Origin of the sequence: Bradyrhizobium sp. sGM-13 (assembly GCF_018398875.1) — a bacterium.
Classification (GTDB): domain Bacteria; phylum Pseudomonadota; class Alphaproteobacteria; order Rhizobiales; family Xanthobacteraceae; genus Bradyrhizobium.
In genome coordinates this window covers 226626-245365 of the sequence record NZ_JAGWDK010000005.1, presented here as the reverse complement: position 1 = coordinate 245365, position 18740 = coordinate 226626, and the positions used below count along the sequence as shown (strand labels likewise).

Sequence of the window (18740 nt, the reverse complement as noted above, 5' to 3'; positions counted from 1 at the left end):
CTGCATGGCATCTCTGCCTATAGCTCTCGCTTTAATGACCCCTGCATCGAAATCGACCTTCGTCCTCGGGCACCGGCACTTGCTGGGAATCGAGGGGCTTTCCGCTGCCGACATTACCGGCCTGCTCGACCTTTCCGAGGAATATGTCGAGCTCAACCGCCAGGTGGACAAAAAGCGCACTTCCTTGCGCGGTCGCACCCAGGTGAACCTGTTTTTCGAGGCCTCCACCCGAACCCAATCCTCGTTCGAACTGGCGGGAAAACGGCTTGGCGCCGACGTCATGAACATGTCGGTGTCCTCGTCCTCGATCCGCAAGGGCGAGACGCTGATGGACACCGCGGTGACGCTCAACGCCATGCACCCCGATATCCTGGTGGTGCGGCACCACGCCTCCGGCGCGGTGGAACTTCTGGCGCGCAAGGTTGACGGTTCCGTGATCAATGCTGGCGATGGTGCGCACGAACATCCGACCCAGGCGCTGCTGGACGCGCTGACCATCCGCCGGAATAAAGGCCGGCTGGAAGGCCTCGTGATCGCGATCTGCGGCGACGTCATGCATTCCCGCGTAGCGCGCTCCAATATCCTCCTGCTCAACACCATGGGCGCTCGCGTCCGCGTCGTCGCTCCCTCTACGCTGCTGCCGCGCGGCATCGAGCGGATGGGCGTCGAGGTCGCGCGCGACATGCGCGAAGGCCTCAACGGCGCCGATATCGTGATGATGCTGCGGCTGCAGCGCGAGCGCATGAACGGCTCCTTCGTGCCGTCGTCGGGCGAATACTTCCACTATTTCGGCCTCGACCAGAAGAAGCTCGCTTACGCCAAGCCGGACGCGCTGGTAATGCATCCGGGCCCGATGAACCGCGGCGTCGAGATCGACTCGATCGTGGCCGACGGCGCGCAATCGTTGATCCGTGAACAGGTGGAAATGGGAGTAGCAGTGCGGATGGCGGTGCTTGAAGCGCTCGCCCGCAACCTGCCGAACGCGTAAATCATGCTGACCGACCGCCGCCCGATCCTGCTCGCCAATGCCCGCGTCGTCGATCCCTCCCGGGATTTCGACGGCCTCGGGGACGTTCTGATTGCGGATGGCACGATCCGGGATTCAAGGCGCGGCATCGGCGCCGCCGGCGTGCCCGAAGGTACCGATATCGTCAATTGCGCCGGCAAGATCGTCGCCCCCGGGCTGATCGACATGCGCGCCTTTGTCGGCGAACCCGGCGCCAGTCACCGCGAGACCTTTGCCTCTGCCAGCTTGGCCGCGGCCGCGGGCGGCATTACCACCATCATCTGCCAGCCGGATACCTCGCCCGTCATCGACAATTCGGCGACAGTGGACTTCGTGCTGCGCCGCGCGCGCGACACCGCCATCGTCAACATCCACCCGATGGCGGCCCTGACCAAGGGGCTGGGCGGCCAGGAAATGACCGAGATCGGTCTCCTGAAGGCCGCCGGCGCGGTCGCTTTTACCGACGGCGACAAGAGCGTCACCAATGCACAGGTGATGCGCCGGGCCCTGACCTATGCGCGGGATTTCGACGCGCTGATCGTGCACCACACCGAGGACCCTGATCTCGTCGGCGAAGGCGTGATGAACGAGGGCGAGTTCGCCGCCCGGCTTGGGCTCGCCGGCATTCCCAACGCCGCCGAGGCAGTGATGCTCGAACGCGACATGCGTCTCGTGGCGCTGACCGGCGGGCGCTATCATGCGGCCTCGCTGTCGTCGATAGAGTCGCTGGAAATCCTCAAGCGCGCGCGCGACGCCGGCCTCGACGTCAGCGCCTCCGTATCGATCAACCACGTCACGCTGAACGAAAACGACATCGGCCCCTACCGCACCTTCCTGAAGCTTTCGCCGCCGCTGCGCACCGAGGAGGACCGCCTCGCCCTCGTCGCAGCGGTCGCCTCCGGCCTGGTCGACGTCGTGATGTCCGATCACAATCCGCAGGACGTCGAGGTGAAGCGGCTGCCGTTCGCGGAAGCGGCTTCCGGCGCGGTCGGGCTGCAGACCATGCTGCCGGCGGCGCTCCGGCTGATCCACAACGGCGAGATGGATTTCAAAACGCTGATCCGGGCGATGTCGACCCGCCCTGCGGAGCTTCTCGGCCTGCCCGGCGGCTCGCTGCGGGCGGGTTCCCCGGCCGACGTGATCGTCATCGACCCCGATACGCCCTGGGTGCTCGATCCCGCCGACCTCAAATCGCAGTGCAAGAACACGCCGTTCGACGAAGCCCGCTTCTCGGGACGCGTTGTGCGTACTATCGTGGGCGGGCGGACAGTTTATGAACACGTCTGATTCGTCCGAACCAGCCCGCGTGGAGTAACGGCGATGTCACCTGAAGTATGGCTGCCGTTGGCATTCGTTCTCGGCTATCTGCTGGGCTCGATTCCCTTCGGGGTGGTACTGACCACAGTCGCGGGCACGCAGGATCTGCGCTCGATCGGCTCCGGCAACATCGGTGCCACCAACGTATTGCGCACGGGGCGCAAGGGCCTCGCCGCTGCGACGCTGATCGGCGATATGCTCAAGGGCACCGTTGCGGTGATGATCGCAGGCTATTTCGGCGGCGCCGATGCGGCGATCTTGGCTGCGCTCGGCGCATTTCTCGGTCACCTCTTCCCCGTCTGGCTCAAATTCAACGGCGGCAAAGGCGTCGCCACCTATATCGGCGTGCTGGTCGGCCTGTTCTGGCCGGGGGCCGTGATGTTCTGCCTGATCTGGTTAGCCACCGCCTTAACGACCCGCTATTCGTCTCTGTCGGCGCTGGTTGCCGCGTTTGTCACCCCGCTATTCCTGTGGTGGTTCGGCCACCCGGCGCTGGCCTCGCTGTTCGTCGTGCTGACATTGCTGCTGTTCTGGAAGCACAGCGAAAACATCAAGCGGCTGCAGGCCGGGACTGAAGGACGGATCGGGGCGAGGTAGATCAGCAGCGCAACTGGTCCTACTCGGCCGGCCATGACGCGAGTTGCTGCTTCTCAGCAAGCGGTTCGATCGCCAGTCGGTATCCGCGAAGCCTCGCCAGCGGCGCAAGCATTGCGAAGATGATTTTCTGCAGGAGGATCGGCGGGCCCGCGAGATAAAGATGACCGCGATAGGTGTGGAGCACAAGCGCCATCATCAGAAAGTTCGGACGACCTGTGCTGGATGCTCCAACCTTGCGGGCCGCCAGCGTGGCGAAGTTAGCGAAGAAGCGAAGATGCTGCTGGGCGGGCGTGAACTCGATCTCAAGCTCGGCCGCGTCCTCTCCGGCGTTGGCAAAGAAGTGAGCCTTGCCGCGGGGTACAATCGCTCTTCCGCCGCTTTCAACAACTTGCTCTTTGCCTTCGATGACAATTCGGATGCGGCCTGACTTCACTGTGAAATGCTCGTCCGCGCTGGGGTGAATATGGACTACCGCATTGCCCCCGCCTGATCCGCCCTTCTCGAGAATTACCTCGAAACGGGCGACAGAAGGGTCATCAACTGGACCTGAAAAAACGAACGTCTCTTTGTCAAAGGCATTGTGGAGCCTGGTTCCGAGTTTGATTTCGGTTAGCATCATGCATCTCCTCGCTTCATGCCGTCGGCCAGCTTCGAGATGCGTTGCCTAATCAGCTAGATCAGAAATGTATTGTAAAAATCCGACGCTGCCAGGCGTGCGTTCCAGTGGCGATATTCCGCCCCCGTCGTGCTGCGAAAGAACGCCTCGGGCGGCGCGCCGACCAGCGACCGAAAATCGTTAATGAGGTGGGCCTGGTCGTTATAGCCGACCTCGTAGGCAACGTTGGCCCAATCGCTACCTTTCAGGCGCACAGCGACGACACTTTGTATCCGTGCGACACGGGCAAATTGCTTTGGGCTGATGCCGATCTGCTTCTTGAAGCGGCGCTGCAGGTTGCGTTCGCCCACGCCCAAGTGCGAAACGAGCTCGTTCATTGTAATGGCGGGATCCCGCTTGAGCGCGAGGATTGCCTCCCGCGCCACGGGATCGATGCGGCGGGCCTCCATCCGGTTGAGCAGAAATCGCCGCATCCGCGCCACACGTTCGCCTGCACTCTTTGCTGCCGCGAGGCTTTCCGCCAGCAGCGACGCTTCTCGATTTCCAAAAATGTCCGAGAGCTCGATGCTGGCGTTGGTTATATCAGCCAAGTCACAGCCGAGGACACGGCTGGCCTCTTCGGCCTTGAGACGGACAAGCACAGCTCCGACTGGACCACTCGGGCGAAGGGTCAATGACTTGGTCTGCATGCCGTTTGCAGCTCGTCTATACTCAGGCCGATGCTCCGTCGTCATCGCCGCGCGGTAATGAACGACAAGGACTGGCGATGTCGTCGGCAGAACCTTGATGGTAAGCGCCCGTGCTGTGATCGCGTTATCAAAATCCACGTCCCAAATGGCTTCGGCAACCTCATCGAGGGGCTGACCTGGGGAGAAGAAATCGGGCTTGACCATCGCTACCAGTCGTCTTGCGTCGTAGGCGGATTGTTCGCGTTGACCTGCCATCACGGGCATGAACTTCGTTTGGTCGGAGCGATGGCGGATTAGGTTGCGTCATGGCAACAAAAAAACTCGATTGACTGAAATCGAAGAATTTGCTCCACGTCGCTTCGCTCAAACACTTCTTGAACAATTCGTGCGGCATTGAGGGCCTGCTTCCCCCAACAGCGCGATCACCTGATAATCCCCTCGGAGACATGATCGCGGTGCTGGCACTGGCCACGACCGGATCTACGATTTAAGCGCGTCTTCCACAAACCGCGCCGCCGCCAGTGCCTGGGCATCAGCGCCATATCTCGCAATCACCTGCACGCCCACCGGCAAGTTGACGCCCGCCACAAAAGCCGGAACGTTGACACAGGGCACGCCCATCAGCGTCCAGAGCCGGTTATAGCGGGCGTCGCCGGTCGAAGCCAAACCCCGCGGGGCAGCACCTGGTGCGGAGAAGGTCAGCAGCACATCGACCTCATCGAACACTTTTTCCAGCGCTTGTCTGGCGCGGTTCGCTGTTCTAATCGCCGCGTCATAGGCGGCGGGCGTTGTGTCCCTGCTCCCGTCCAGCTTGGCCCGCAAGAGCGGCGCCATTTCCGCGTAATGTTCACGATATTCCCAGGCGAGCGCCCGATGCGCCTCAAACTCTTGCACGACCGGTTGCGCCAACCATGCCTCGGCAACAATTTTGGGCAAATCCAATGCGCGCACCGAGGCACCGGCTTTCTCCACCGCCCGCTTCGCAATCCGCAACGCCGCCTCGCCTGACGCTTCCGGCGCGCCGGCGAAATCCTGGATCACGACGCCGATGCGTGGTGTTGAGATTGTGGGCGGCAGAAGCAATTCGGGCCGGCCGGTCATTGCCGATAACCCGCGCGCGACGTCATCGACGCCGGCCGCGAACAGCCCCACCGTATCAAGCGTCCACGAGTAGCATTTGACGCCAACCGTCGGCAGCAGGCGGTAGGACGGCTTGATCGCTGCGACGCCACAGAACGAGGCCGGCCGGATCACCGAACCGCCCGTCTGCGTCCCCAGCGCCAGCGGGATCATGCCGGCCGCAACCGCTGCCGCCGAACCCGATGACGATCCGCCGGGTGTATGACCCTTGTTGTGCGGATTGAGCGTCGGCGTCGGATCCAGCGAGGCGAATGCCGTCGTTGTGGTCTTGCCGATGATGCTTGCGCCCGCCTGCGTCAGCATCATCACGACGGCAGCGTCGCCGCGCGATCGATATCCCCGGTAGATCGGCGAGCCCATCTCGGTCGGAAACTCCGCCGTATCCATGATGTCCTTGATGCCCACCGTGACGCCGCGCAGCGGTCCGGTGCTCGCCGCGCGCAGATTTTCGGCACGGCAGACGAAAGCGCCGATCGTCCTGTCCTGTGTGGTGATCGCTTCCATCGACTGCGCGACGGCGGCATCGGGTGAAAGCTCGCCAGCATCTATGCGGCGCTGCAGGCCGGCGAGCGAGATCATGGGGCGTGGTTCCCTGCGGCTTTTGATCGTGGCGGCTGGATGGAATATGATTGATCCGCCGCTGTCAAAGTTATCCGTGACTCCTGATGCAGCTTGAATCCATCCTGACCTGTCCGCGCTGCAGCCATCAAGCCGATGAGCAAATGCCAACGGACACCTGCCAGTTTTTGTATGTCTGTAAAGGCTGCGGCGAGACGCTGAAACCGCTGGCGGGCGACTGCTGCGTGTTCTGCTCGTACGGCTCCGTGCCGTGTCCTCCCGTTCAGGAAAGCGGCAAAGGTGCCGGCAGCCGCTAACAAGCTCAGGACGTTTTTACGTCAAACAGGTTGATCGCAATCTCAGGTTGGGCAAAGCTGTGTCCGCATGCATGACCGGACGCCACACACGCTTCACCTCACCGACGCCGAGCGGATCGATCGGCTGCGCCTGATCCGTAGCGACAATGTCGGCCCGCGCACCTTCAACTCGCTCATCAGTCATTTCGGCAATGCGCGCGCGGCGCTGGAGCGATTGCCCGATCTGGCGCGGCGTGGCGGCGCTGCGCGTTCAGGGCGCATCTGCAGCGAGGAGGAGGCGCGGACCGAGATCGCGGCGGCGAGCAAGATCGGCGTTTCGCTGGTGGCGCCGGGCGAAGCCGCCTACCCGCCGCGGCTGGCGACGCTTGACGATCCGCCGCCGCTGCTCGGCGTGCGCGGCACCCCCGACGCGCTGATGCGGCCGATGATCGCGATCGTCGGCTCGCGCAACGCTTCCGGGGCCGGGTTGAAATTCGCCGGCCAATTGGCGCGCGACCTCGGCGATGCTGGCTTCGTGATCATCTCCGGGCTGGCGCGCGGCATCGATCAGGCCGCGCATCGTGCGACGATCGAAAGCGGCACGGTCGCGGCGCTGGCCGGCGGCCACGACCGGATCTATCCACCGGAACATCAAGATTTGCTGGCGATCTTGCTGAAACAAGGCGGAGCGATTTCCGAGATGCCGCTCGGCCACGTGCCGCGCGCCCGCGACTTTCCACGCCGCAACCGCCTGATCTCGGGCGCCTCGCTCGGCGTCGTCGTGATCGAGGCCGCGCACCGGTCGGGATCGCTGATCACGGCGCGGATGGCCGCCGAACAGGGCCGCGAAGTGTTCGCAGTTCCCGGCTCGCCGCTCGACCCGCGCGCCGCCGGCACCAACGATCTGATCAAGCAGGGCGCGGCGCTGGTCACCGAAGCAAACGACGTCATCAACGCCATTCAGCCGATCCTCGAACGGCCGATCGCGCTTGAGGCGCGCGAGGACGACGAGCCGCTCGACTTCGACACCGATCCAGGCGAACGCGAGCGCATCGTCGCGCTGCTGGGACCGAGCCCGGTCAGCCTCGACGATCTGATCCGGATGTCGGGCCTCTCGCCCACCATCGTCCGCACGGTGCTGCTCGAGCTCGAACTCGCCGGACGGCTGGAGCGTCATGGCGGCGGGCTGGTGTCGCTGATTTAGTCCTTCTCGCTGCGTGCGTCGAACTTCATCCGCGCGCGTTGGATCTCCGGCTGATGCTTGATCGCCCACGTGCCGAGAGCCTTCACCGGCTCGGATAAGCCACGCCCCAGATCGGTCAATTCATAGTCGACGCGCGGCGGAATGGTTGGAAACACCGTTCGCGTCACAAGACCATCGCGCTCCAATCCGCGCAGCGTCAGCGTCAGCATGCGCTGCGAGATGCCGCCAATCATGCGCTTGATTTCGTTGAAGCGCTTCGGGCCATCGCCAAGCATCATGATCACGAACACGCTCCATTTATCGCCGACCCGCGCCAGCACGGATGCGGCGCCGCGGCAGTCACTGTCGAGGTGGGGACCGGCCGGCAAGGCAGGCACTTTTTTGTGCTCGGGTCTCATGGATGTGCTCGGGTGTAAAAAATGTGCGTTCTTGCGGGACCTTACGACAGTCACTCATATAGCGCCAGTTACAAACGTATACCAAGGGTGACCCCTCATGAAGCTTCTGCATCTCGATTCCAGCGTTCTCGGCCCCCACTCCGTCAGCCGCCAGGTTTCCGCCGCCGTCGTCGACCGCCTGCGTCAATCCACCCCCGGCCTCGAAGTCGGCTACCGTGATCTTACGCTGACCCCGCTGGCGCATCTCACCGGCTCACACCTTGCTGCCGGCCAGGGAGCGGCCGTCGACGCTTCGCTGCAGGCGGACGTCGCCGCCGGCCAGGCCATGCTGGACGAATTTCTCGCCGCCGACATCGTCGTGATCGGCGCGCCCATGTACAATTTCACGATCCCGAGCCAGCTCAAGGCCTGGATCGACCGTATCCTGGTCGCGGGGAAGACTTTCAAATACGATGCCCAAGGTGTCCATGGGTTGGCCGGCAACAAGCGCGTCATCGTCGCGATCTCGCGTGGCGGCTATTACGGCCCGGGCACACCGGCCGCGCTCGGCGAACATCTCGAAACCTATTTGCGCTGGGTGTTCGGCTTCATCGGCATCAGGAATCCCGAATTCATTTCCGCCGATGGCATTCAGGTCGGCCCGGAGCACCGCGAAAAAGCCGTCGCCGGCGCGCTGAGGGCCGCTAGCGATCTCCACGCGGCGTAGTTGGAGCAAGAGCGGTTGCCGCCGCCAGGCGCGACGGCAGCCGCTCGATCAGAAGACGCCGTTGATGCGCAGGATAACGACGACCAGCGAGATCAGCAGACCTACCCCGGAAAACAGGGCGACTGAAACAAGTTGAGCGGTATCCGAACTTTGCGACGCCGACGAGGAGATGCCAGCGGTTCTCGGCATGACGGCTCTCCGGTTCTTTGATTGGCAAGAACGCCTGCCTCAAAATGTCCTGCAGTTACACCCCAGGTTCAATGCGCGTTCTGGCTCCGCGCCAATCCGCCGCAGGGCGCCGGAGCCTGTCAGCGACAGAGATCAGACCGCTGACCGGCTTGGATCGTGCCGGGACCTGCTTACCCCCGATAGATTGGCGCACCGCTTGGAGAGGCCGTGGCGCCGCCGTCGACGAACAACTCCTGGCCCTGCACATGGGCGGAATCGTCGGAAGCGAGGAACAGGACCGTCTTGGAAATATGCTCGGGTTCGCCGATCCGGCCGAGCGGGGTCGACAACGCGATGCGCTTTTCAAACGCCTTTTCGGCTTCCGGCGTGGCGATCGCCGCCCCCCAGATCGGGGTGCGAATCGCACCGGGCGCCACCACGTTGACGCGTATGCCACGCGGCGACAATTCCGACGCCATGATCCGCGCCATCGCGCGCACGCCGGCCTTGGCCGCGCCATAGGCCGCATAGCCGGGGATCCCGAGCACCGAGATCACCGAGCCGTTGAGAATGATCGAGGCGTTGTCGTTGAGATGCGGCAGCGCCGATTGCACGGTGAAGAACACGCCGGTCAGGTTGGTGCTGATGACCTTCTCGAACGCCTCGAGCGTTGAGTCACCAAGCGGCGTGCCACCGGCGATCCCGGCATTGGCGAACAGGATGTCATATTTGCCGAACTTTTCGGCCCCCTTCCCGATCGCAGCTTCGGTCGCCGCGATGTCGGTGGCGTCAGCCGCGAGCGCCAGCGCGTTTGGGCCCAATTCCTTCGCAGCGGCATCGAGCGTCGCCTGATTTCGTCCTGTTATGACGACCCGGGCACCTTCGGCCACGAACAGTTTTGCGGTCGCAAGCCCGATGCCGCTGTTGCCCCCTGTGATCAACGCCGTCTTGTTCGCGAGCCTCATGACACGTCTCCGATGGTTGCATTATTAAACTGGTTTGATTAGCTAGGGCATCTGGTTTAATATTGCAACCACACAAGGCCGTGATCGGTCTCAGACCCGATCGGAGACTGAAATGGTGAAACGAACGAGCTTTGAGCATGACGATTGCCCGATCGCGCGCTCGCTGGATGCGATCGGCGACTGGTGGTCGATGCTGATCATTCGCGAGGCGCTGTTTGGCATCAGCCGCTTCAGCGAGTTCCAGAAGAGATTGGGGCTCGCCAAGAACATCCTCACGGTGCGGCTGCGCGCGCTGGTCGATCAGGGCATTCTGAAGACCGCGCCCGCTTCCGACGGCAGCGCCTATCAGGAATATCTGCTGACGCCGAAAGGCCGCGGTGTCTTCCCCATCCTGGTCGCCCTGCGGCAATGGAGCGAGGAATTCGACGAGCACCCGGAAGAGATCGCCACCATCCTGGTCGATAAGGAAAAGGGTAAGCCGGTTCGCAAACTCGAACTCTACTCGCAGGATGGGCGGCTATTGAGTGCGGCCGATACCGCGCTGAAGCCACGGACGGTGGTGAAGCAAGGCGGGCGGGTTACGGCGTAGCCGACCTTCTTCCTCCTCTGCCGTTCTTACCGGAAAAGGGAGAGTGCCCCCGTGAGAGGCTGCCGTCGGTTCGAACTCTCACGACAGTTTGCGTTTGCTGCGGGTGCGCAGGCGCTCTTCCGCCTCGAGCTGTGCCATGCCCAGCAAATGGCTAAGCACCTCGAGCCGATGGCGCTCCGCGAGCTTGACCAGTTCGGCAACGGTCTCCGCAATGAAGGCCACGGCCTCGTCGGGGCCGCCTTCCTCACCTCGTTCTTCGGTTGGCGATTCCGGTTTCTTGCCTGAAGCCTTCCGCTTCCGGCCGCCCGCAGCCTTGCTCAAAAAATTTGCATCCTAACGACACAAAATATTGCCCAGAAATAACCCCTTTGGAGGCGCAACTCTAGGGCGCATTTCGCAACTCCTCAGATATAAGTGGACAGCGAAAGGTTCCCTGGCGGCATTTGCCGATTTGACAGGGGCCGCCTCACCACCCATGTTCGGGTCCAATGGTGGGCCGCGAGTCTCGCGGAACCCGCCTTTATCTTTTCCCGTAAGCCATTGGAATGACATGAATATCGTCATCGTGGAGTCGCCGGCGAAAGCCAAGACGATCAATAAGTATTTGGGCGCCTCCTACGAGGTTCTGGCCTCGTTCGGCCATGTCCGCGACCTCCCCGCCAAGAACGGTTCCGTCGATCCGGACGCCAATTTTCAGATGATCTGGGAGGTCGATCCCAAGGCGGCCGGCCGGCTCAACGACATCGCCAAGGCCCTGAAGGGTGCCAGCCGACTGATTCTCGCAACCGACCCTGATCGCGAGGGCGAAGCGATCTCCTGGCACGTGCTGGAGGTGATGAAACAGAAACGCGCGCTGAAGGATCAGAAGATCGAGCGCGTGGTGTTCAACGCCATCACCAAGCAAGCGGTGACCGATGCCATGAAGGCGCCGCGCCAGATCGACGGCGCGCTGGTCGACGCCTATATGGCGCGGCGCGCGCTGGACTATCTGGTCGGCTTCACGCTCTCCCCCGTGCTCTGGCGCAAGCTGCCGGGCGCGCGCTCGGCCGGCCGCGTGCAGTCGGTCGCGCTGCGGCTGGTCTGCGACCGCGAACTCGAAATCGAAAAATTCGTTCCGCGCGAATACTGGTCGCTGGTCGCGACCCTGACCACGCCGCGCGGCGACAGCTTTGAGGCGCGCCTCGTCGGCGCCGACGGCAAGAAGATCCAGCGGCTCGACATAGGCTCCGGCGCCGAAGCCGAAGACCTCAAGAAGGCCATTGAAGCGGCAAACTTCACGGTTTCGACCGTCGAAGCAAAACCCGCGCGCCGCAATCCGCAGGCGCCCTTCACCACCTCGACGCTGCAGCAGGAAGCCAGCCGCAAGCTCGGCTTTGCGCCGGCGCACACCATGCGGATCGCGCAGCGCCTCTACGAAGGTATCGACATCGGCGGCGAGACCACCGGCCTCATCACCTATATGCGAACCGACGGCGTGCAGATCGACGGCTCGGCGATCACCCAAGCCCGCAAGGTGATCGGCGAGGATTACGGCAACGCCTATGTCCCCGAGGCGCCGCGGCAGTACCAGACCAAGGCTAAGAACGCGCAGGAAGCGCACGAAGCGATCCGCCCGACCGATCTGTCGCGCCGGCCCGCCGAGTTGCGCCGCCGCCTCGATCCCGATCAGGCGAAACTCTATGAGCTGATCTGGATCCGCACCATTGCGAGCCAGATGGAATCGGCCGAACTCGAACGCACCACCGTGGATATCGCGGCGAAAGCCGACTCCCGCGTGTTGGAGCTGCGCGCTTCGGGCCAGGTCATCAAGTTCGACGGCTTCCTCGCACTCTATCAGGAAGGCAAGGACGACGACGGTGATGACGAGGATTCCCGCCGCCTACCCGCCATGAGCGAAGGCGAAGCCTTGAAGCGGCAGGCGCTTGCCGTCACCCAGCATTTCACCGAGCCGCCGCCGCGCTTCTCCGAAGCCTCGCTGGTCAAGCGGATGGAAGAGCTCGGCATCGGCCGTCCCTCGACCTACGCCTCGATCCTGCAGGTCCTGAAAGACCGCGGCTACGTCAAGCTGGAGAAGAAGCGGCTGCATGGCGAGGACAAGGGTCGCGTCGTAATCGCCTTCCTCGAAAACTTCTTCGCGCGCTACGTGGAATACGACTTCACCGCCGCGCTGGAAGAACAGCTCGACCGCATCTCCAATAACGAGATTTCCTGGCAGCAGGTGCTGAAGGATTTCTGGACGGACTTCATCGGCGCGGTCGACGACATCAAGGATCTCCGCGTTGCCGAGGTGCTGGATGCGCTCGACGACATGCTGGGACCGCACATCTATCCGCCCCGCGCCGATGGCGGCGACATCAGGCAGTGCCCGAGCTGCGGCACCGGCCGGCTCAACCTGAAGGCCGGCAAGTTCGGCGCCTTCGTCGGCTGCTCGAACTATCCGGAATGCCGCTATACCCGTCCGCTGGCCGCCGACTCTGAGGCGAGCGCCGACCGCGTTCTCGGCAAAGATCCCGAAACCGGCCTCGACGTGACGGTAAAGGCCGGCCGCTTCGGCCCCTACATCCAGCTCGGCGAGCAGAAGGACTACCCCGAGGGCGAAAAGCCGAAACGCGCCGGCATCCCGAAGAACATGTCGCCCGGCGACATGGAGCTCGATCTGGCGCTGAAACTGCTATCGCTGCCGCGTGAGATCGGCAAGCATCCGGAAACCGGGCAGCCGATTACCGCCGGCATTGGCCGGTTCGGCCCGTTTGTGCGTCACGAGAAGACCTATGCGAGCCTGGAGGCCGGCGACGAGGTGTTCGACATCGGCCTCAACCGCGCGGTGACGCTGATCGCAGAAAAGATCGCAAAAGGCCCGAGCGGTCGCCGCTTCGGCGCCGATCCCGGCAAACCGCTCGGTGAGCATCCGAGCCTTGGCGGCGTCGCCGTCAAGAACGGCCGCTACGGCGCCTATGTCACGGCGGGCGGCGTCAACGCCACGATCCCGAGCGACAAGACGCCGGAGACGATCACGCTGGCCGAAGCCATCGCGCTGATCGACGAACGCGCCGCCAAGGGCGGCGGCAAGCCGAAGCGCGGCGCCAAGAAGGCCGCGCCGAAGAAGTCCGCCGCCAAGACTGCCAGCAAGGCTGCCGATCCCGACGCGCCGAAGCCTGCCAAGAAGGTGCCGGCCAAGAAGCCGGCCGCGAAGCCGAAATCGGAGGCCGTGAGCAAGGCGCGTGCCCCGGTCGCCTCCGCCGCCAAGACATCGGCGGCAAAACCCACTGCATCCAAGACGCCCGCGAAAAAGCGCGCGGGGAAGGCGCGAGGATAAGTGAAGAGAAAACACGACCATGGCTTTCCGGCCCGGGACGCCATCGTCGCCTTTATTCGTGCGCATCCGGGCAAGGTCGGCACCCGCGAGATCGCCCGCGAGTTCGGCCTGAAGAATGCCGACCGCGCCGAACTGAAACGGATCCTGCGCGAGCTCGCCGACGAAGGCGCCATCGCCAAGCGGGGCCGGAAGATTCACGAGACCGTTCTCCTGCCCCCGACCGTGATCGCCGACATCACCGGGCGCGATACCGACGGCGAACTGCTCGCCACTCCCACCGAATGGGACACAGAACAGAGCGGCCCCGCGCCGAAGATCCGCATCCACGTCCCGCGCCGTCTGCAACCCGGCACCGCGGCGGGTGTCGGCGACCGGGCCCTGTTGCGGATCGAGAAGGCCGATGACAGCGAAGGCGCCCCCTATCGCGGGCGCATCATCAAGATCATCGATCAGGCCCGCGCGCGCGTGCTCGGCATCTTCCGCAAACTGCCTGGCGGCGGCGGCTTGCTCGTTCCCGTCGACAAGAAGCAGGCCGGGCGCGAATTGAACATCGCGCCATCGGACACCGCGGGCGCCGAGGATGGCGACCTCATTAGCGTCGATCTGGTGCGCTCGCGCGGCTATGGCCTCGCCTCCGGCAAGGTGAAGGAGCGGCTCGGCTCGTTGTCGAGCGAAAAGGCGATCAGCCTGATCGCGATCCATGCCCACGAAATCCCGCAAGCGTTTTCACCATCCGCCTTGCGCGAGGCCGTGGCCGCGCAGCCTGCTGACTTGAAAGGCCGCGAGGACTGGCGCGACTTGCCGCTGGTGACCATCGATCCGCCTGATGCGAAGGACCATGACGACGCGGTGCACGCCGCGCCCGATTCCGATCCGAACAACAAGGGCGGCTATGTGGTCCATGTCGCGATTGCCGACGTCGCCTTCTATGTGCGGCCGGGCTCGGCGCTGGACCGCGAAGCGGTGACACGCGGCAATTCGGTGTATTTTCCGGACCGCGTGGTGCCGATGCTGCCCGAGCGCATCTCCAACGATCTCTGTTCGCTGGTGCCGGGCGAAGCGCGCGGCGCGCTCGCGGTGCGGCTCGTCATCGGCCCCGACGGCCGCAAGCGCTCGCACAGCTTTCACCGCGTGCTGATGCGCTCGGCCGCGAAGCTGCACTACGCGCAGGCGCAGGCCGCGATCGACGGTCGGCCCGACGATATCACCGGCCCGCTGCTGGAGCCGATCCTGACGCCACTGTACGCGGCCTATGCGCTGGTGAAGCTCGCGCGCGACGAACGCGATCCGCTCGACCTCGATCTGCCCGAGCGAAAAATCCTGCTCAAGCCCGACGGCACCGTCGATCGCGTCATCGTGCCCGAACGTCTCGACGCGCACCGGCTGATCGAGGAATTCATGATCCTCGCCAACGTCGCCGCGGCCGAAACGCTCGAAAAGAAGGCGCTGCCGCTTATCTATCGGGTGCATGACGAACCGACCTTGGAGAAGGTTCATAATCTCCAGGAATTCCTGAAAACGCTCGACCTGCCGTTTGCGAAGACCGGCGCGCTACGTCCCTCGCTGTTCAATCGGGTGCTGGGTCAGGTCCGCGGCGAGGATTACGAGCCGCTGGTCAACGAGGTGGTGCTGCGCTCGCAGGCGCAGGCAGAATACTCGGCGGAGAATTACGGCCATTTCGGCCTCAACTTGCGGCGCTACGCGCATTTCACCTCGCCGATCAGGCGATACGCTGATCTGATCGTGCATCGCGCGCTGATCCGCGCGCTCGGTCTCGGCGAAGGCGCGTTGCCGGAGAGCGAGACGCTGGAGACACTGAGCGAGATCGCGGCGCAGATCTCGCTGACCGAGCGCCGCGCGATGAAGGCGGAGCGCGAAACCGCCGACCGGCTGATCGCGCATTTCCTCGCCGACCGTATCGGCGCGACGTTTCAGGGCCGTATCTCGGGCGTTACCCGCGCCGGCCTGTTCGTGAAGTTATCCGATACTGGCGCCGACGGGCTGATCCCGATCCGCACGCTCGGTACCGAGTATTACAATTATGACGAGACGCGTCACGCGCTCGTCGGCTCACGCAGCGGTGCCATGCACCGGTTGGGTGACGTTGTCGACGTGCGTCTGGTAGAAGCTGCACCGGTAGCCGGCGCGTTGCGGTTCGAGCTGTTGTCGGAAGGCCAAGTGGAAGGCAAGGTCATTCCGCGCGGCAGAAAACGTGACGGTTCGAGGGCATCGGTAAAGCCGTCGAAATCGCATCCAGGCCGCAGCCCGCGCGACAAGGTTCGCAAGCCTCACAAGGGCAAGTCGGGCAAAGCCAAGCCCGGCAAATCGAAGAAAGGCAAGTCATGGAAACGGTGAACGCCGCGACGACATGGACCCGGGACACCGCGCAGGCCGAGAATCGCGACCTCTGGACCGCGATGAAGCGCGGCTTCCGTTGCCGTTGCCCGCGTTGCGGCGAAGGCAAGATGTTTCGCGCTTTCCTGAAGACTGCCGATAATTGCCCGAAGTGCGGACTCGATTTTACCCCGCACCGCGCCGACGATCTGCCGGCCTATCTCGTGATCGTCGTCGTCGGCCACATCGTGGTACCGGCGGCGCTCTGGATCGAGACCAATTTCTCGCCGGCCGTATGGCTGCAGTTGGCGATCTATTTGCCGGTGACGTTCCTCTTATCGCTGGTTCTGCTGCAGCCAATCAAGGGCGCGGTGGTCGGCATTCAATGGGCGCTGCGCATGCACGGCTTTGACGAAAATGCCCCTAGCGACATTCCGCCGGTCTAGCTAGATCGGTAAGCAACAAGAGCACAAAAAACGGGGATGGAATGAACGACGTCGCGACCGCCGTAAAGGAAGAAAAAGAAGCCGATCATCATCCCTATTTCCGGCCCAAGGATGCAGCCACGCTGATCCTGATCGACCGCTCCGGCGACAAACCGAAAGTTCTGGTTGGCAAGCGCCACGACAAGGTGGTGTTCATGCCCGGCAAATATGTTTTCCCGGGCGGGCGCGTCGACAAGTCGGACAACCGCATCCCCGTGGCCGCGCCGATTTCCCCAGAGCTCGAGGCCAACCTGCTCAAAGGTAGTCCGAAGATCGCACCATCGCGGGCGCGCGCGCTGGCGGTTGCCGCGATCCGCGAGGCCTGCGAGGAAACCGGCCTCTGCCTCGGGTGCAAGGTCGACAAACCCGTGAAACTCGACGGCGCCTGGAAGCCGTTTGCGGAAGCAGGCCTCTTGCCCGATCCATCGGGCCTGTTCCTGATCGCACGCGCGATCACCCCGCCTGGCCGCGTCCGCCGTTTTGATACGCGCTTCTTCACGGCCGATGCGTCAGCCATCGCCCATCGCGTCGAAGGCGTGATCCACGCCGATGCCGAACTGGTGGAGCTGGTGTGGGTCGAGATCGGCTCGCAGCCGCTCGCCGACGCGCACGCCATGACCAAGAACGTGCTCGCCGAACTCGACCGCCGACTCGCCACCGGCCCCTTGCGCCACGACGCGCCGGTGCCGTTCTTTCATTTCTACGGCGGCAAAATGCAGAAGGACGTATTGGGGGCGTAAGACCCTGCTCTCTCTGCGTCATTCCGGGGCATCGCGGGGCGATGAACCCGAAATCTCGAGATTCCGGGTCTGCGCTACGCGCATCCCGGAATGACAGTCGTGTTGAGAGTCCGCGCAAAAACAAAAAATTCTTCTGCGCGCCTCCAATGGCGCCACCGCCGCCCATGCCTATCTCTTTCCCAACAATAACAGTTACGGAAACGGGGCAATGGCACAGCGGCAACTCAAGCTCGGCGCGTTCATGCGGCCGGTCTCCATCCACACCGGCGCGTGGCGCTATCCCGGCGCCTGGCCCGATGCCAATTTCAATTTCCCGCGTATCAAGCAACTGATCCAGAAGCTAGAGGCCGGCAAGTTCGACGCGTTCTTCATGGCCGATCATCTGGCCGTGCTGAACATGCCGATCAATGCGCTCAAGCGCAGTCACACGGTCACTTCGTTCGAGCCGTTCACGCTGTTGTCGGCGCTATCAGCCGTGACGGAACATATCGGCCTGATAGCGACGGGATCGACGACCTTCGACGAGCCCTATCACGTGGCCCGGCGCTTCGCCTCGCTCGATCACATCTCAGGCGGCCGCGCCGGGTGGAATATCGTCACCACCTCCAATCCGGACGCGGCGCTCAATTTCGGGCTCGACGACCACATGGAGCACGCCGAGCGTTACAAGCGGGCGCGCGAGTTTTATGACGTGGTGACGGGTCTGTGGGATTCATTTGCCGATGACGCCTTCGTGCGCGACGTCGAACAAGGCCTCTATTTCGATCCCGCCAAAATGCACGTGCTCAATCACAAGGGCAAATATCTGTCCGTGCGCGGCCCTCTCAACATCGCCCGCCCCGTGCAGGGCTGGCCGCTGATCGTACAGGCCGGCGCGTCCGAAGACGGCAAGCAACTCGCCGCGGAAACCGCGGAAGCCGTGTTCACCGGCGGCGGCAGCCTTGCCGACGGGCAGAAGCTTTATGCCGACATCAAGGGCCGCATGGAGAAGATCGGCCGCAATCCCGAGCATCTGAAGATCCTGCCCGGTGCCTTCGTCGTGGTCGGCGACAGTGTCGAAGAAGCCAAGGAGAAGCGCGCGAAACTCGACAGCATGGTGCATTACGACAGCGCCATCGCTTCGCTCTCGGTGCAGCTCGGCACTGATGCCTCCGGCTTCGATCCCGACGGACAATTGCCGCCAATCCCCGAGACCAACGCCAGCAAGAGCGGCCGTCAGCGGCTCGTCGATGCCGCCGCGCGCGACAAGCTCACGGTGCGCCAGCTCGCCCAGCGCGTTGGCGGCTATGGCGGATTGTCTTTCGTCGGCACGCCGCAAACCATCGCCGACCAGATGGAGGAATGGTTGATGAGCCGCGGCAGCGACGGTTTTAACATCATGTTTCCGTTCCTGCCCGCGGGGCTCGACGACTTCGTCGACAAGGTGGTGCCGGAACTGCAGAAGCGCGGGATTTTCCGGAAAGAGTATGTGGGCCGGACGCTGCGCGAGAATTTGGGGCTGCCAAGGCCGAAAAACCGGTTCTTTGAGGTTAATCACCCCGATTTACGCCGGTTTTTGCCCCGAAAACCTTGACTTTGGGCGATCAGAAGCTAGGTTGCGCGGCAAATGCAGGCCG

19 protein-coding genes are annotated in these 18740 nt (G+C 63.5%); 12 read left to right on the top strand and 7 right to left on the bottom strand.

Features of this window, described 5'->3' with window-relative positions:
- Nucleotides 1–34: 34 nt before the first annotated feature.
- Genes KJQ96_RS09880 through plsY form a run of 3 tightly spaced genes read left to right on the top strand, consistent with a single transcriptional unit; the run spans nucleotide 35 to nucleotide 2920 of the window.
- The gene (locus KJQ96_RS09880) at nucleotides 35–988 is read left to right on the top strand and encodes an aspartate carbamoyltransferase catalytic subunit (protein ID WP_028345624.1); all 954 of its coding nucleotides are present in this window, start codon (nucleotides 35–37) and stop codon (nucleotides 986–988) included.
- Between the two features lie 3 nt (nucleotides 989–991).
- Nucleotides 992–2293, top strand: a complete 1302-nt coding sequence (locus tag KJQ96_RS09875; protein ID WP_213286446.1) for a dihydroorotase — start codon at nucleotides 992–994, stop codon at nucleotides 2291–2293.
- A gap of 33 nt (nucleotides 2294–2326) precedes the next feature.
- Nucleotides 2327–2920, top strand: coding sequence for a glycerol-3-phosphate 1-O-acyltransferase PlsY (gene plsY, locus KJQ96_RS09870; protein ID WP_213286445.1), 594 nt, complete (start codon nucleotides 2327–2329; stop codon nucleotides 2918–2920).
- Between the two features lie 19 nt (nucleotides 2921–2939).
- On the opposite strand, the gene KJQ96_RS09865 is transcribed toward plsY, so the two are convergent.
- From KJQ96_RS09865 to KJQ96_RS09855, 3 genes are all read right to left on the bottom strand, one after another.
- Nucleotides 2940–3539: a cupin domain-containing protein gene (locus tag KJQ96_RS09865; RefSeq protein ID WP_213286444.1), complete on the bottom strand. Its 600-nt coding sequence runs from the start codon at nucleotides 3537–3539 to the stop codon at nucleotides 2940–2942.
- Nucleotides 3540–3592: 53 nt separating this feature from the next.
- The gene (locus KJQ96_RS09860; RefSeq protein WP_213286443.1) at nucleotides 3593–4489 is read right to left on the bottom strand and encodes an AraC family transcriptional regulator; all 897 of its coding nucleotides are present in this window, start codon (nucleotides 4487–4489) and stop codon (nucleotides 3593–3595) included.
- A 216-nt stretch (nucleotides 4490–4705) separates the two neighbouring features.
- On the bottom strand, nucleotides 4706–5944 hold the full coding sequence (locus KJQ96_RS09855) for an amidase (RefSeq protein WP_213286442.1): 1239 nt from the start codon (nucleotides 5942–5944) through the stop codon (nucleotides 4706–4708).
- A gap of 86 nt (nucleotides 5945–6030) precedes the next feature.
- Here KJQ96_RS09855 and KJQ96_RS09850 point away from each other — a divergent pair, with 86 nt between their 5' ends.
- Both KJQ96_RS09850 and dprA read left to right on the top strand, forming a co-directional pair.
- Nucleotides 6031–6240: a GDCCVxC domain-containing (seleno)protein gene (locus tag KJQ96_RS09850; RefSeq protein WP_213286441.1), complete on the top strand. Its 210-nt coding sequence runs from the start codon at nucleotides 6031–6033 to the stop codon at nucleotides 6238–6240.
- 67 nt (nucleotides 6241–6307) lie between these two features.
- Nucleotides 6308–7423, top strand: coding sequence for a DNA-processing protein DprA (gene dprA, locus KJQ96_RS09845; RefSeq protein WP_213286440.1), 1116 nt, complete (start codon nucleotides 6308–6310; stop codon nucleotides 7421–7423).
- Here dprA and KJQ96_RS09840 read toward each other — a convergent pair.
- Nucleotides 7420–7821: a helix-turn-helix domain-containing protein gene (locus KJQ96_RS09840; protein WP_213286439.1), complete on the bottom strand. Its 402-nt coding sequence runs from the start codon at nucleotides 7819–7821 to the stop codon at nucleotides 7420–7422. The two genes, dprA and KJQ96_RS09840, sit on opposite strands and share 4 nt — an antisense overlap.
- 97 nt (nucleotides 7822–7918) lie before the next feature.
- Between KJQ96_RS09840 and KJQ96_RS09835 the strand changes: the two genes are divergently transcribed.
- Nucleotides 7919–8527, top strand: coding sequence for an FMN-dependent NADH-azoreductase (locus tag KJQ96_RS09835; protein WP_213286438.1), 609 nt, complete (start codon nucleotides 7919–7921; stop codon nucleotides 8525–8527).
- A gap of 48 nt (nucleotides 8528–8575) precedes the next feature.
- On the opposite strand, the gene KJQ96_RS09830 is transcribed toward KJQ96_RS09835, so the two are convergent.
- Both KJQ96_RS09830 and KJQ96_RS09825 read right to left on the bottom strand, forming a co-directional pair.
- Nucleotides 8576–8716: a hypothetical protein gene (locus tag KJQ96_RS09830; RefSeq protein ID WP_213286437.1), complete on the bottom strand. Its 141-nt coding sequence runs from the start codon at nucleotides 8714–8716 to the stop codon at nucleotides 8576–8578.
- 170 nt (nucleotides 8717–8886) lie between these two features.
- Nucleotides 8887–9660: an SDR family oxidoreductase gene (locus KJQ96_RS09825; protein ID WP_213286436.1), complete on the bottom strand. Its 774-nt coding sequence runs from the start codon at nucleotides 9658–9660 to the stop codon at nucleotides 8887–8889.
- A gap of 112 nt (nucleotides 9661–9772) precedes the next feature.
- Here KJQ96_RS09825 and KJQ96_RS09820 point away from each other — a divergent pair, with 112 nt between their 5' ends.
- Nucleotides 9773–10249 carry a helix-turn-helix domain-containing protein gene (locus KJQ96_RS09820; protein ID WP_213286435.1) on the top strand — a complete coding sequence of 159 codons (477 nt, stop codon included), beginning with the start codon at nucleotides 9773–9775 and terminating at the stop codon, nucleotides 10247–10249.
- A gap of 78 nt (nucleotides 10250–10327) precedes the next feature.
- On the opposite strand, the gene KJQ96_RS09815 is transcribed toward KJQ96_RS09820, so the two are convergent.
- A complete protein-coding gene (locus tag KJQ96_RS09815) occupies nucleotides 10328–10570 on the bottom strand; it encodes a hypothetical protein (protein WP_057845678.1) in 243 nt (80 codons plus the stop codon).
- Between the two features lie 229 nt (nucleotides 10571–10799).
- Here KJQ96_RS09815 and topA point away from each other — a divergent pair, with 229 nt between their 5' ends.
- The 5 genes from topA (at nucleotide 10800) to KJQ96_RS09790 (ending at nucleotide 18697) form a co-directional block, all read left to right on the top strand.
- Nucleotides 10800–13565 (top strand): type I DNA topoisomerase, encoded by a 2766-nt coding sequence (topA, locus tag KJQ96_RS09810; protein WP_213286434.1) that lies wholly within the window; start codon nucleotides 10800–10802, stop codon nucleotides 13563–13565.
- The gene (gene rnr, locus KJQ96_RS09805; RefSeq protein ID WP_213286433.1) at nucleotides 13566–15920 is read left to right on the top strand and encodes a ribonuclease R; all 2355 of its coding nucleotides are present in this window, start codon (nucleotides 13566–13568) and stop codon (nucleotides 15918–15920) included.
- Nucleotides 15908–16345, top strand: coding sequence for a DUF983 domain-containing protein (locus KJQ96_RS09800; protein WP_213286432.1), 438 nt, complete (start codon nucleotides 15908–15910; stop codon nucleotides 16343–16345). Before rnr ends, KJQ96_RS09800 begins: the two co-directional genes overlap by 13 nt.
- 41 nt (nucleotides 16346–16386) lie before the next feature.
- Nucleotides 16387–17124 (top strand): NUDIX hydrolase, encoded by a 738-nt coding sequence (locus KJQ96_RS09795; RefSeq protein ID WP_213286431.1) that lies wholly within the window; start codon nucleotides 16387–16389, stop codon nucleotides 17122–17124.
- Between the two features lie 208 nt (nucleotides 17125–17332).
- Complete coding sequence (locus KJQ96_RS09790; RefSeq protein ID WP_213286430.1) at nucleotides 17333–18697, top strand: LLM class flavin-dependent oxidoreductase; 1365 nt, start codon at nucleotides 17333–17335, stop codon at nucleotides 18695–18697.
- Nucleotides 18698–18740: the final 43 nt, after the last annotated feature.

Coding starts and splice junctions, on each gene's coding strand:
- KJQ96_RS09795 (WP_213286431.1), top strand. CDS start 16,387: ATGAACGACGTCGCGACCGCCGTAAAGGAAGAAAAAGAAGCCGATCAT.
- KJQ96_RS09790 (WP_213286430.1), top strand. CDS start 17,333: ATGGCACAGCGGCAACTCAAGCTCGGCGCGTTCATGCGGCCGGTCTCC.
- dprA (WP_213286440.1), top strand. CDS start 6,308: ATGCATGACCGGACGCCACACACGCTTCACCTCACCGACGCCGAGCGG.
- KJQ96_RS09820 (WP_213286435.1), top strand. CDS start 9,773: ATGGTGAAACGAACGAGCTTTGAGCATGACGATTGCCCGATCGCGCGC.
- KJQ96_RS09875 (WP_213286446.1), top strand. CDS start 992: ATGCTGACCGACCGCCGCCCGATCCTGCTCGCCAATGCCCGCGTCGTC.
- KJQ96_RS09825 (WP_213286436.1), bottom strand. CDS start 9,660: ATGAGGCTCGCGAACAAGACGGCGTTGATCACAGGGGGCAACAGCGGC.
- KJQ96_RS09850 (WP_213286441.1), top strand. CDS start 6,031: ATGCAGCTTGAATCCATCCTGACCTGTCCGCGCTGCAGCCATCAAGCC.
- KJQ96_RS09860 (WP_213286443.1), bottom strand. CDS start 4,489: ATGCCCGTGATGGCAGGTCAACGCGAACAATCCGCCTACGACGCAAGA.
- KJQ96_RS09835 (WP_213286438.1), top strand. CDS start 7,919: ATGAAGCTTCTGCATCTCGATTCCAGCGTTCTCGGCCCCCACTCCGTC.
- KJQ96_RS09840 (WP_213286439.1), bottom strand. CDS start 7,821: ATGAGACCCGAGCACAAAAAAGTGCCTGCCTTGCCGGCCGGTCCCCAC.
- plsY (WP_213286445.1), top strand. CDS start 2,327: ATGTCACCTGAAGTATGGCTGCCGTTGGCATTCGTTCTCGGCTATCTG.
- KJQ96_RS09865 (WP_213286444.1), bottom strand. CDS start 3,539: ATGATGCTAACCGAAATCAAACTCGGAACCAGGCTCCACAATGCCTTT.
- KJQ96_RS09800 (WP_213286432.1), top strand. CDS start 15,908: ATGGAAACGGTGAACGCCGCGACGACATGGACCCGGGACACCGCGCAG.
- KJQ96_RS09855 (WP_213286442.1), bottom strand. CDS start 5,944: ATGATCTCGCTCGCCGGCCTGCAGCGCCGCATAGATGCTGGCGAGCTT.
- KJQ96_RS09880 (WP_028345624.1), top strand. CDS start 35: ATGACCCCTGCATCGAAATCGACCTTCGTCCTCGGGCACCGGCACTTG.
- KJQ96_RS09830 (WP_213286437.1), bottom strand. CDS start 8,716: ATGCCGAGAACCGCTGGCATCTCCTCGTCGGCGTCGCAAAGTTCGGAT.
- topA (WP_213286434.1), top strand. CDS start 10,800: ATGAATATCGTCATCGTGGAGTCGCCGGCGAAAGCCAAGACGATCAAT.